9 protein-coding genes and 2 pseudogenes are annotated in these 11377 nt (G+C 72.6%); 6 read left to right on the top strand and 5 right to left on the bottom strand.

Annotation, left to right across the window (positions count from 1 at the left end):
- Positions 1 to 1089, bottom strand: a pseudogene (locus QMK28_RS32450) (hypothetical protein); the annotation flags it as partial.
- A 450-nt stretch (positions 1090 to 1539) separates the two neighbouring features.
- Positions 1540 to 2445 (bottom strand): DUF3027 domain-containing protein, encoded by a 906-nt coding sequence (locus tag QMK28_RS32455; RefSeq protein ID WP_326443281.1) that lies wholly within the window; start codon positions 2443 to 2445, stop codon positions 1540 to 1542.
- Positions 2446 to 2921: 476 nt separating this feature from the next.
- On the opposite strand from QMK28_RS32455, the gene QMK28_RS32460 reads away from it, so the two are divergent.
- The 4 genes from QMK28_RS32460 to QMK28_RS32475 all read left to right on the top strand — a co-directional run bounded on the left by QMK28_RS32460 (position 2922) and on the right by QMK28_RS32475 (position 7269).
- Positions 2922 to 4637 carry a hypothetical protein gene (locus tag QMK28_RS32460; RefSeq protein ID WP_326443282.1) on the top strand — a complete coding sequence of 572 codons (1716 nt, stop codon included), beginning with the start codon at positions 2922 to 2924 and terminating at the stop codon, positions 4635 to 4637.
- Positions 4638 to 4917: 280 nt separating this feature from the next.
- Positions 4918 to 5433 (top strand): DUF2771 domain-containing protein, encoded by a 516-nt coding sequence (locus tag QMK28_RS32465; RefSeq protein WP_326443283.1) that lies wholly within the window; start codon positions 4918 to 4920, stop codon positions 5431 to 5433.
- A 49-nt stretch (positions 5434 to 5482) separates the two neighbouring features.
- Positions 5483 to 6421: a futalosine hydrolase gene (locus QMK28_RS32470; RefSeq protein WP_326443284.1), complete on the top strand. Its 939-nt coding sequence runs from the start codon at positions 5483 to 5485 to the stop codon at positions 6419 to 6421.
- Positions 6418 to 7269 (top strand): 1,4-dihydroxy-6-naphthoate synthase, encoded by an 852-nt coding sequence (locus QMK28_RS32475; RefSeq protein WP_326443285.1) that lies wholly within the window; start codon positions 6418 to 6420, stop codon positions 7267 to 7269. Before QMK28_RS32470 ends, QMK28_RS32475 begins: the two co-directional genes overlap by 4 nt.
- Before the next feature lie 106 nt (positions 7270 to 7375).
- Here the strand turns inward: QMK28_RS32475 and QMK28_RS32480 are convergent, their stop codons facing one another.
- Positions 7376 to 7759, bottom strand: a complete 384-nt coding sequence (locus QMK28_RS32480; protein WP_326443286.1) for a cold-shock protein — start codon at positions 7757 to 7759, stop codon at positions 7376 to 7378.
- Between the two features lie 178 nt (positions 7760 to 7937).
- Here QMK28_RS32480 and QMK28_RS32485 point away from each other — a divergent pair, with 178 nt between their 5' ends.
- Complete coding sequence (locus QMK28_RS32485; protein ID WP_326443287.1) at positions 7938 to 8186, top strand: hypothetical protein; 249 nt, start codon at positions 7938 to 7940, stop codon at positions 8184 to 8186.
- A 111-nt stretch (positions 8187 to 8297) separates the two neighbouring features.
- Here QMK28_RS32485 and QMK28_RS32490 read toward each other — a convergent pair whose 3' ends face one another.
- Positions 8298 to 8951: an HAD family hydrolase gene (locus QMK28_RS32490; RefSeq protein ID WP_326443288.1), complete on the bottom strand. Its 654-nt coding sequence runs from the start codon at positions 8949 to 8951 to the stop codon at positions 8298 to 8300.
- Between the two features lie 246 nt (positions 8952 to 9197).
- Here QMK28_RS32490 and QMK28_RS32495 point away from each other — a divergent pair.
- Positions 9198 to 9473 (top strand): annotated as a pseudogene (locus QMK28_RS32495) (iron chelate uptake ABC transporter family permease subunit); the annotation flags it as partial.
- A 247-nt stretch (positions 9474 to 9720) separates the two neighbouring features.
- On the opposite strand, the gene QMK28_RS32505 reads toward QMK28_RS32495, so the two are convergent.
- A complete protein-coding gene (locus QMK28_RS32505; protein WP_326443289.1) occupies positions 9721 to 10518 on the bottom strand; it encodes a hypothetical protein in 798 nt (265 codons plus the stop codon).
- Positions 10519 to 11377 lie beyond the last annotated feature (859 nt).

The raw sequence follows: 11377 nt of genomic DNA on the forward strand, positions 1-11377 counted from the left end.
TGCGCCGTCGGCGGCGACCGGGACCGCCCAGGTCACCGACCAGATCGGCCGCAGCCGCTCCTCGACGGCCCGCCCGACGCGCAGCGTGGCGTCGATCCGCCCACCGGCGCGCGAGACCCGCCACCGGGTGACCTGGGCCGGAGCCGCGCCCGAGGGCGCGTCCGCCTCGCCCGCTGCGCCCGCTGCGCCCGAGGTGCCCGAGGTGTCGCCCGCGCGCTGCTCGATGAGGACGTACGGGCCGTCCTGGCGCCGCGTCAGGGTCCGTACGCCCTCCGGGGTGTCGATGACCACCTCGGTCAGTCCGGGCAGGGTGAGCAGCAGCGCGTCGTCGATCCCGGCGAGCAGCCGGGTGACGAGGTCTTCGGCTGCCCCGTCGCGCAGCGGAAGCACGACGGCGGTGTCATAGCCGACGGGCGCGGTGCCCTCGGCGGGCAGCGGCAGGCGCAGCAGCGGTACGTGTCCGTCGCGGCGGCGCAGCTCGTCGGCCAGCCCCGGGGTGCCGGCGGCGGCCTGCCGGGTCAGCTCCCGCGCTTCGCTGAGGGACCAGCGCAGACCGCCGGTGCGGCTCACGACGGCCGGTTCGTCGCTGACGGCGAGCACGGCCGAGAAGCCGACGCCGAAACGGCCGACCATGCCGCCGCTGTCCAAGCCACTGCTGTTCAAGCCACTGCTGGCCGGGGCGGGGTGATCCGATGCCGGGCGATCCGACGCGGGGTGATCCGACGCCGCGCCGGCGGGGCTCTCCTCGTCGCGCTTGGCGGAGGCGCGCAGGGTGGACAGCGATTCGACGCCGGCGGCGTCGAGCGGGACGCCGGTGTTGGCGGCGGCGAGCACGGCGGGGTCGTCGCCCTCGGCGGGGTGCAGGGCCAGCCGCAACCGGCCGGGAACCCCGGCGCGGGCCGCCGCGTCGGCGGCGTTCTGGGCCAGTTCGACGATGAGCCGGTCGCGGTAGCCGCCGAGGACCAGGTCCTCCTCGGCGTTGGCGTCCTCACGGAAGCGCGCGGGCGAGGCGACCCAGGCGTCCAGCACACCGCGCCGCAGTCGGGCCGTCCCGAACGGGTCCGCCCCCTCGCTGACGCCGCGCACCATCGCCGTACCGCTCACGTGTTGTCTCCCTGCTCCGTTTGCCGCACCGGCTGCCGCGCTGCTTGGCACCGCACCGGTGGGCACTGCGTCGTTGGCACTGCACCGTTGGGCGCTGCACCCGTTCGGCGCTGCTTGGCACTGCACCGATTACTCCGGCGAACGTACCCCCAACCGGGCGTCTCAGCCGCCCCGCCCCGTGCCGGAGCACCTCCGACCTGCCCGGACCGCCTCGGACACCGGCTGAGGCGATGGCTCCGCTTCGTGGGCCGCAGGGGGTGGGAGAGCCGGGCGAGGCCACTGCACGGGCGCGATGACGCGCGGCGAACGCAGCCGTGGCACCGACCCGGCAGCATTCGCCTGGGTCGGTGCCACGGGAGGCAGAACGCGCGCCGGCACCCCCACAGCTGAGCTGTGGAATCAGCCATGAGCCCAGCTACGGGCCCAGCCACAGCCTCAGCTGTGCCCGAGCTCCTCCGGCGGCCCCGACTCGTCGACCGAGCCACTGGAGCGGTCCGGACGCAACGGCATCGGCTCGACGCGCATCTCGTCGAGGACCGGCGGCGCGGGCCGCGAGGGCGTCGGCATGACGGCGGCCTCGGAGTGGCCGCCGCAGCCGTAGGCCAGGGAGACGACATGGCCGTCCGCCGGGCCGAACTCGTTGCCGCAGACGCCGAAGGCCTGCCGCAGCGAACCGGCCATCGGGATCAGGAAGCCGCAGCTCATGCAGGACGCCGGAGCGGCCTGCGCCATGGCGGTCTTGGAGCCGTACGACTCGTCCCAGCGGTCGGCCGCGGCGTGCAGCCCGTAGCGGGAGAGGACCCGGGCGCGCCGCATGCCGAGTTCCTCGGCGATGGACGCGACGGTGCCCACGCGGGGCACCACCGGCTGGGCGGACGGCGGGCCCGCCGCCACGTCGGCGTCCTCTTCCTCGGCGAGCTCGGTCAGCTCCTCCGAGACAACGGAGTTCGGCGGCGGGGCGTCCTCACCCGACCAGCCCTGTTCCAGCCGCAGGTCCTCGGCCTCGGTGGGGAGGAGGTCGCCGGGGCCCATGTCGCCCGGGCGCAGCCGTTCGCTCCACTGCAGCCACTCGGGTGCCCGCAGCGACTCCGGGCCGGGGAGCAGCACCGTCTCGTCGAGGGTGACCAGCTTGCCGCGGGACGCGCGGGCGACGGTGACCGCCCAGCGCCAGCCGCGGTAGGCGGGGTCCTTGCAGACGAAATAGTGGGTGACCACACGGTCCCCGTCGGCGACGGCTTCGAGGTGTTCGCCCACCGCGCCCCGGCCGGCGGCTTCCACAGCCTCCGCGAGGGCGAGATCGACCGCCTCGGCACACAGGCGGTCGGGGGTCCGGCTTCGCATCGCAGCACTCACAAGAATCGATTCTCTCCTACGCCGTCTCACGAGTGCGCCAGCCGGACGGGCCGGACGACCGGAGGGACGGGGCGGGCGGAGCGGACCAGAGGACCGCATCGACGTCCGCGCCCGATCGGTCTCGTGCGCACCTGGTACGTCCCATTCTGCGGGATCGATGGAAGGCGCGCGGCCAAGAGCGACCGCCGGTGGCGCGCTACGCACGCTACCCCGCGCGGCTCGGCCTCGGATACCCGGGCGTCGGCGCGCCTCCCGATCAGCATGCCAAGAGGGGGCGGGACGGAGCTGACACAGGGGTTACGAGTGTCTGACGAAGTGGCCCCGCCCCACCCGCATCACCCGAAATCGTGCGTCCCACGCCGTCACGGAGCCGCGCTGGGACTCACGGAGAAAAACAGATCGCGCGCCCCAAGCCGTCACGGAACCGCGCGGGACTCACAGGGAAATTCAGAAAGAGCCATGCCATGGGCGAGTTGGGGCACTATGACGAGGTGGCAGCCGACAGTTCGTCCCACGGAGGCGGCCCGCTGCGCCGCGCGGGCCGTTCGGTCGGCCGCGCCCTGCACTGGCCCTTCGGGAAAGTCGGGCGCGGCATCCGGCGGGCGACGCACGCCCATGGCGCGGGCGAGTCGGGTCTCGGCAAGCTGATCGAGTTGCACGCCGTCAACTCCGCCGGCGACATGATGGTGACCATCGCGCTGGCCTCCACCGTCTTCTTCTCCGTCCCCACCGACCAGGCGCGCGGGCGGGTCGCGTTGTATCTGGCCGTCACGATGGCCCCCTTCGCGCTGCTCGCCCCCGTCATCGGCCCGATCCTCGACCGCCTGCCGCACGGCCGCCGCGCCGCGATGGCCGGCGCCATGCTGGCCCGCGCGCTGCTCGCGCTGACCATGGCGGGCGCGGTCGCGGGCGGCGGGCTGGAGCTGTATCCGGCGGCGCTCGGCGTGCTGGTCGCCTCCAAGGCGTACGGGGTGGTGCGCAGCGCCGTCGTACCCCGGCTGCTGCCACCGCGGATCGCGCTGGTCAAGGCGAACTCCAGGGTGACGCTCGGCGGTCTGCTGGCGACCGGCGTGGCGGCGCCGGTGGGGGCCGGGCTGCATCAGATCGGTCCGGGCTGGCCGCTCTACGGGGCATTCGTCCTGTTCGGCACCGGCGCCTTCCTGTCCTTCACGCTGCCGCACAAGGTCGACTCGTCGAAGGGCGAGGCGAAGGCGCACTTCGCCGCGCGGAAGGCGTTCGACGAGGTGGCGGTGCCCGGCCTGCCCAGAAACCCGGCAGCGCCGGGTGCGACGGGGGTGACCGGCGCGGGAGCCACCCGCGCGAGCCGCGCCCTGCTCTGGTTCTCCCGGAACGGCCGCGAGGAGCGCAGGGCCGGGACCAGGGGCGGGACCAGGCCGGGGATCAGGGTCGGGACCAAGGCGGGACGCGGTCGCTGGGACCCGAGCCGGGACAGGGGCTGGGAGAAGAGCAAGGGCAAGGCCGCGGGGACGGCGAGCAGCAGTGACAGCGCGGAGCGCAACGGCGGGAGCGGCCGTACGGGGCGCGCCGGCGGCGGGCAGCAGGCCGGCAGGCCCAAGCGGCCGGGGCTGACCACCGTCGGCCCGTCCGTGCTGCACGCCCTCCAGGCGAACGCCACGCTGCGCATGCTGTCCGGCTTCCTCACCTTCTTCCTCGCCTTCGTACTGCGCGAGCACCCGTTGAACGGGCTGAGCGCCGCCGCCTCGCTCGGCATCGTGGTGGTGTCGGCCGGCACCGGCAACGCGCTGGGCACCGCCCTCGGCGCCTGGCTCAGGGCGCGCGGGCCCGAGACGATCATCGTGACCGTGCTGGCGCTGGCGCTCGGCGCGACCATCACCGCCGCCGCGCTGTACAGCGAGATCGCGGTCGCGGGCATGGCGGCCACCGCCGGTATCGCGCAGGCGCTCGGCAAGCTGTCCCTGGACGCGCTGATCCAGCGGGACGTACCGGAGCCGGTACGGACGTCCGCCTTCGCCCGCTCCGAGACGCTGATGCAGATGTCCTGGGTGGTCGGCGGGGCCATCGCCATGACGCTGCCGCTGAATGGCGTACTCGGCATGTCGGTCGCGGCCACCCTGGTCGCGCTGGGCACGGTGGTGACCGTACGGAGGCTGCTGTCCGCCGCCCGGCACGGGGCGCCGCCGCGGGCGCGGGTGGCGTGACGGTAGGGCGTGGGTGCGCGAGCGGTACGGACCTGAGCACGTGAGCCGTACGGGTCGGCGGCGGTGCGGCCCGAGCGGTGACCCGGACCGGCGGTGCGAGCGGCGGCGGAAGCGGCGGGCGGTTGCGCCGGTGGCGGGCGGTTGCGCCGGTGGCGGGCGGTTGCGCCGGTGGCGGGCGGTTGCGCCGGTGGCGGGCTCGCCGTACAGCCGGCCTGCGGGCGACAGACCCGCCGGAGGCCCCCGTCGGCCTCTTGGGGCGGCGGCCAGATAGCCTGCCCGCATGACCGCTGCGTTTTCTTCGGGCAAGGGCCGCCGCGCCGCTGCCGCTCTCGGTGCCGTGACCCTGGGGCTCCTCACCCTCTCCGCCTGCGAGAAGCCGACGCCGCTGGCGACGGCGACCCTCGGCACAACCACGGTGACCACAGAGGCTTCCTGCTACAAAGACGGCGAGGCCATCAAGAGGTCCGTGGTCGAAAAGTGCCTCAATGAGAAGGCCGAGCACACGATCACGGTCAAGGCCGGCGAGAAGGTGCGCATCGGCGTGGACCCGAAGATCGCCGACACCGGCTGGATGCTGACCGTCAACGGCAGGGCGGCGCTGGAGGAGATCAGCGACCAAACGTACGTCAGCCTCCCCGGAGCCGCCTTCTTCACCGCCCCGCAGGGAGCCAACGGACCGACCGGCCCCAGGCCGAAGGAAGTCCAGATCAGCGTCATCGAGGTCCACGTGGAAAAGGGCAAGCCCCAGGAATACAAGGGCGTCTGGCACCTCAAGCTGAAGCGCGACGGAGCCTGACGACCTGCCGCCCGAGGCCCCGGCCCCGATCCCGGCAGCGGTCCCGCTGATGCGCGTCCTCATCGTCACCGCCGTCCCGGCAGAGCGCGACGCGGTCGCACTCGCCGTCCGCACGGCTGCGGTGCGCACGACAGCCGTGCGCACGGAAGCCGGGGCCGATTCGGGAGCTGAACCGGCGGCGGAGCCGGTCGAGGTCGCGCTCCCCGGCTATGTGCTGCACCGCCATGTGCCGCACCGCTTCAACCACGTCTTCGATGGTCTCGATCATCGCGATGATCTCGTTTTCGACCTGCTCGCCGCCGGGGTCGGACCCGCCGCTGCCGCCGCCGGGACCGCGACCGCGCTGACGGCCGCCGCGCTCGCCCAGCAGCCGTACGACCTCGTCATCTCGGCGGGGATCGGCGGCGGCTTCACCCATACGCGCCCGCCCGCGCCCACCCCCGCCGATCCCGCCCCGGTCGGTTCCGTGGTCGTCGCGGACATCATCGCGGCGGCCGATCTGGGCGCCGAGACGCCCGACGGTTTTCTCGCCGTCACCGAACTCGGGTTCGGGACCGACGCCCATCGGCCGCCCGAAGCGCTCGCCCGCGCCGTCGCCGAGGCGGCCGGGGCCGCGTACGGAACCGTGCTCACCGTGTCGACCGTGACCGGGACCGCCGAGCGGGCCGCGCTGCTCGCCGACCGCCATCCGCGGGCCCTGGCCGAGGCGATGGAGGGATTCGGGGTCGCGGAGGCAGCCGCCGCGCAGGGGCTGCCCGTACTGGAGATCCGCGCGATCTCCAACCGCGTCGGCCCGCGTGACCGCGGTGCCTGGCGAATCCGCGAGGCCCTCGACGCGCTCGGCGCGGCGTTCAGCACACTGCCCGCTGTCCTCGCGGGCGACAGCGGATCGAGCACCGCCGTCACCACCACCACCACCACCACCAGCAACCGCCCGAACAGCACGAGCACCACCAGCAATACACCGCTCGCCAGGAGGACGCCGTGACCGACCGGCTGAAGATCGCTTACTCGCCGTGCCCCAACGACACGTTCGTCTTCCACGCGTGGGCGCACGACACCGTGCCCGGCGCGCCGCCGATCGATGTCACCTTCGCGGACATCGATGTCACCAACGGCATGGCGGAGCGCGGCGAGTTCGACGTGCTCAAGGTGTCGTACGCGGTGCTGCCGTGGGTGCTGGAGGAGTACGCCCTGCTGCCGTGCGGCGGGGCCCTCGGGCGGGGCTGCGGGCCGCTTGTGCTGACGCGCGGCGAGGGCTCGGCGGCCGATCTGGCGGGGAAGACCATCGCGGTGCCGAGCGAGCGCTCGACCGCGTATCTGCTGTTCCGCCTGTGGGCCGCGACCGAGATCCCCGGCGGCGTCGGCGAGGTGAAGGTGCTGCCGTTCGACGAGATCATGCCCGCCGTGCGCGACGGCGAGGTGGACGCCGGGCTGGTGATCCACGAAGCCCGCTTCACGTTCCAGAACTACGGCCTGCACTGCCTCGCCGACATGGGCGAGCACTGGGAGAGCACCACCGGCCTGCCCATCCCGCTCGGCGCGATCATCGCCAAGCGGTCACTGGGCGCGGAGCGGCTGCGCGAGCTGTCCGACGCGATCCGTACGTCGGTCCGGATGGCCTGGGACGACCCGGCCGCCTCGCGCCCGTACGTCCTCGCACACGCGCAGGAGATGAACCCGGCCGTCGCCGACCAGCACATCGGGCTCTACGTCAACGAGTTCACCGCCGACCTCGGCGAGGACGGCTACGCGGCGGTACGCGGGCTGCTCACCCGCGCGGCGGCCGAGGGGCTGGTGCCGCCCCTCGGCCCCGACGCGCTGAATCCGGGCTGAGCTGAATCTGGCCTGAGCCGAATCCGGCTGGGCTGAATCCAGCCCGTCACTCGTCCAGCCCGCCACGTGTCCGACCCGTCACACGTCCCGCCACACGTCCAGCCCGTCACACGTCCAGTTGGTCGGCGACCGCGCGCAGCATGCCCGCGATCTTGTGGCCGTGGACCTTGTCGGGGTAGCGCCCGCGTTCCAGTGACTGTGCGACGTTCTCCAGCAGTGTGGTGAGGTCCTGCACGATCGACGCCAGCTCGTCCGGCTTGCGGCGCTGGGCGGCGGCCACTGACGGGGCCGGGTCGAGCACGGTGACCGAGAGCGCCTGGTCACCGCGGTTGCCCGCCACCACGCCGAACTCGACGCGTTGGCCCGGCTTCAGCGCCTCCACGCCGTCCGGTAGCACTGACGAGTGCACGAAGACGTCGCCGCCGTCATCGCGGGAGAGGAAGCCGAAGCCCTTCTCAGTGTTGAACCACTTGACCTTGCCGGTAGGCACGTCCGTCCGACCTCGTCCTCATTGTTTGGGTTGTGAGAAACAACCGACAAAACAGCTCTGGATAGCAGTGCAGCGGGCCGCAAGACCCGCTTCTACCAAGGCTAGTGGTCCATTGGCCGGTGACAAGATGCCGCCGGGTGGTTCCTGTGTGCTTCTGGCCCGGACTTACCCTGGTCGGGTGAGCAACCAAACCCAGCAGACCAGCAGCGGTGCCGGCGACCGGCTCGTACGGATCGGCGCGATCGTCTTCGCGATCGGCGCAGTGGCCACGATGGCCACCATGGCCCCGTTGTTCCTTGGCGGCGATCCGTTGCCGTCCGTCTTCTACTGGCTGTGCATGCTGATGGGCGCGGGCTTCCTCATCGCCGCGGCCGGCGTGTTGCGGTCGGCCGCCGAGGGGCGGCGCCAGGCCAAGTCGGCGGTGTAGCGACGCAGCGCTGCTGCCAGGCAGATCCGCCGAGCCGGCACAGCCTTCCAGCACAGCAGCCCAGCACAGCCGTCCCATCGGACCAGGCGTCCCGTCGGACCAAGCGTCCCGTCAGACCGACTCTGCCACGTGGCGCTCCAGCCAGGCCGGGAACAGCGTCAGACCGGCCAGGACCACGTCCGCGCCGGCCTCCCGCAGTTCATCGGCGTCGCACGGGCCGGTCGCCACGGCGACGGACAGCGCGCCGGCCGCGCGGGCGCCGCGTACATCGCCGGTGTGGTCGCCGACGTACACCGTCGCGCCGTACTCGCGCAGCGCCTCCGCCTTCCCCTCGGCCCACAGCCAGCCGATGACGGCGTCGGCCTCGATGCCCACGTGGTCGAGGTGCAGCTTCGCGTTGGGCTCGTGCTTCGCGGTGACGACGATGGCGCGTCCCACGGCGTGCCCTGCCCCCTTCGCACTCGCTCTGACCGCGGCGACGGCCTCGGGGGCGCCGGGCATGGCGGGGGACGGGCCGATCGCGTAGGCCGGATAGATCTCGCGGTAGCGGTCGGCCATTTCCTGGATGTGCTCATCGGGGAACCAGTGCGCGAGTTCCTGCTCCAGGGGCGGCCCGAGGCGGGTCACGGCGAGGTCGGCGTCGATCGGCGTCCCCGTTTCGGCCGACAGCACCTCGTAGGCCGCCTTGATGCCGGGGCGCGAGTCGATGAGCGTCATGTCGAGGTCGAATCCGACCGTCAGCGGGTACGTGGCCATGCCCGCCATTCTGCCTTGCGGGACCGCCCGGTCCGCTCCAGAGGCAGCCCGTGCACTTAGCCAAGCCTAAGTTGGGCGTCGGCAGGCGTACGCGGCAGGAGTACGAGACGCGAACGCCGATGCGGTGCGCAGCCCGCTGCCCAGGTGAACACCTACGCATGAAGTACGAATGAAGACGAATGAAACTCGCACGCATGACCACGTGCGCATGCGAAATGGATCCGATGCCAGCCGTCCCGACCACCAGCCCCAGACGCCGTCGCGCTGATCCAGAGCGTCGCGCGCAACCCGCTCGCGAGCCCCGACATCATCGGGGTGACGCAGGGCGCGAGCGCGCTGACGGTCGGCGCGATGACCTTCGGCGTCACCTCGTACACCGTCCTGCCGTACCTCTCGGTGATCGGCGGGCTGGTCGCCGCCGCGCTCGTCTACGTCTTCGCGTGGCGCGGCGGGCTGCACGCGACCCGCTTTGTACTCATCGGCATCGGCTTCGCGGTCGCGCCGCGCTCCGTCACCCAGCTGTTCCTGACCACGGCAGGTCCTTCAAGGTCGACGACCAACTCTGGATCCAGGGCATCGGCTACACGGCGGCGAACAAGATCCTGGAAGAGCTGCAGACGAAGCTGACGAAGTGAAGCTGAAGCCGTGAAGCTGACGGCGTGAAGCTGAAGACGTAGCGAAGCCGCCCGCGCCCACCCGATCACCCGCTCGACCACACGCGTCACCGCTATCGCCGGATCACTCGATGACACACCGACTACACCCGTCGCCTCGACGACTACACCCGTCGCCTCGACCGCCAGATCAGGAACAGCGCCGAGGCGACGGCCGCGATCCGTACGACGACGGGCAGCGCGTCGGTCAGGGCGTGGCCCAGGCCGCCGCGCGGGATGGGCTCGCCCCAGCCCTCGTTGACCCGGCCCCAGAGCCAGACGATCGTGCCGGCCGCGACCAGGCCGGGCACGCCCATCGCCGCCCACTTGGCCTCGGCGCGGGAGAGCCGGCGCGAGCCGTACGCGAGCAGCCAGCCGGCGCCGAGCGCGATCCAGGAGCCGAAAATGGCCCCGCCGACGAGCAGAGCGGCGGCGAGCAACACCAGCACCCCGACAGACCCCGCCACACCGACGCCACCGTCCTCACCCGTACGACCCGTACGACGCAGCCGAGGCCGCCACCGCCGACGGGCGCCCGACTCATCCTCATCAGCATCGTCGAGCGCGTCCTCGCCACCCGCCCGAGCGGCCAACTCGGCTCGCTCCGCCCTCTCGATCCGCTCGACGCGCTCCAGGGCAGCGGCGCGGTCGTCGGGCCGGGGCGGCGGCTTGAGGAGTTCGGGCAGCTCGATGCCGCCGACGAATCCGGGCACCGACTCCCCGGGCCCGAAGCCGCCCGACCCGTACATGCCGGGCCCGAACGGCCCCGACTCCACGCGCCACCAGTCCGTCCCGACGTCCGAGGGCCCCAACTCGTCCTCACCCGCGAGGTGCGGCGGCGAGGCGGCGGTACTCGACACCTCGGGAACGGACGGGGCGGGCGGGGCGGAAGCCGAGGAGGACTCATGCTCCGCTCGCGGCATGGGCACCTTGCCGGACAACCCACCCAGCTTTTCCCGAGCCTTCTCCCGCGCGCTCTGCCGAGCAGAACGCCAGCCACGGTCCGCAGGATCGCGACGTTCCGCCGACTTGCCGCGCCCGCCAGCGAAGTTGCTGAAGCCGCTGGAGCTGCCAGAACTGCCAGAGCCGCTGGAACCAGCGAACCCGCTGGGGGCACCGGCGCTGAGCGAACCCCCGGCCCCAGCCCCATCCCCCGCAGATCCCCCTGCTGCCGCATCCACCACGTCCATCGGCGACCCGAGCTTGCTCAGAATGCGCTTGACGCCGGCCGGGCTGTCCGAGCTACTACCGGTATTGGCTGCACGCCGGGCATCGATATCCGCGCGCAATCCGGAGACCAGCCGCATCCGTTGGCCGGAGGGCAGCGCTCGTTGCTGAGCCAGGTCGCCGACGCGGCTCAAGTAGTCGTATACGAGCTGATCGCTCTCGATCCCCACGAAATCCCCTGCGGGTAAGCACTGTTCATGACCGCCTCACAACGACCGTAGCGTGTTTCGCCACGACGGCGGAGCTCCCCGGACCACCCGCCCGCCATCCGCCCCCGACGCGAGCCACGCCCAGCGACGGTCGGCGCGAACCGCCCGGGGGCGACCGGCCACGACTCGTCGTGGCGACACGGTTGGCCGCAAGCGGCCCCGAGGGCGCGATGCAAAGGGAGAGGCCAGGGCGGGGCGGGGCGCGACTCACAGGAGGGGGCGGGTCGGGCCGGGCCGGCCCTGGAGACGCGACTCAACGGAAGGGGGTGGGGCCGGAGGGGCGGTAGGTCCTGGACGCTGTCGTGTATTTGTGGGCCGCCAGGCCCGTAAATATACGGTCCAGGAC

This window comes from Streptomyces sp. H27-D2 (genome assembly GCF_035828615.1).
Classification (GTDB): domain Bacteria; phylum Actinomycetota; class Actinomycetes; order Streptomycetales; family Streptomycetaceae; genus Streptomyces.

Excerpts from the sequence above, each read along its gene's own strand:
- QMK28_RS32455 (WP_326443281.1), bottom strand. The coding sequence starts at position 2,445 with ATGCGAAGCCGGACCCCCGACCGCCTGTGTGCCGAGGCGGTCGATCTC.
- QMK28_RS32460 (WP_326443282.1), top strand. The coding sequence starts at position 2,922 with ATGGGCGAGTTGGGGCACTATGACGAGGTGGCAGCCGACAGTTCGTCC.
- QMK28_RS32465 (WP_326443283.1), top strand. The coding sequence starts at position 4,918 with ATGACCGCTGCGTTTTCTTCGGGCAAGGGCCGCCGCGCCGCTGCCGCT.
- QMK28_RS32470 (WP_326443284.1), top strand. The coding sequence starts at position 5,483 with ATGCGCGTCCTCATCGTCACCGCCGTCCCGGCAGAGCGCGACGCGGTC.
- QMK28_RS32490 (WP_326443288.1), bottom strand. The coding sequence starts at position 8,951 with ATGGCGGGCATGGCCACGTACCCGCTGACGGTCGGATTCGACCTCGAC.
- QMK28_RS32505 (WP_326443289.1), bottom strand. The coding sequence starts at position 10,518 with ATGCCGCGAGCGGAGCATGAGTCCTCCTCGGCTTCCGCCCCGCCCGCC.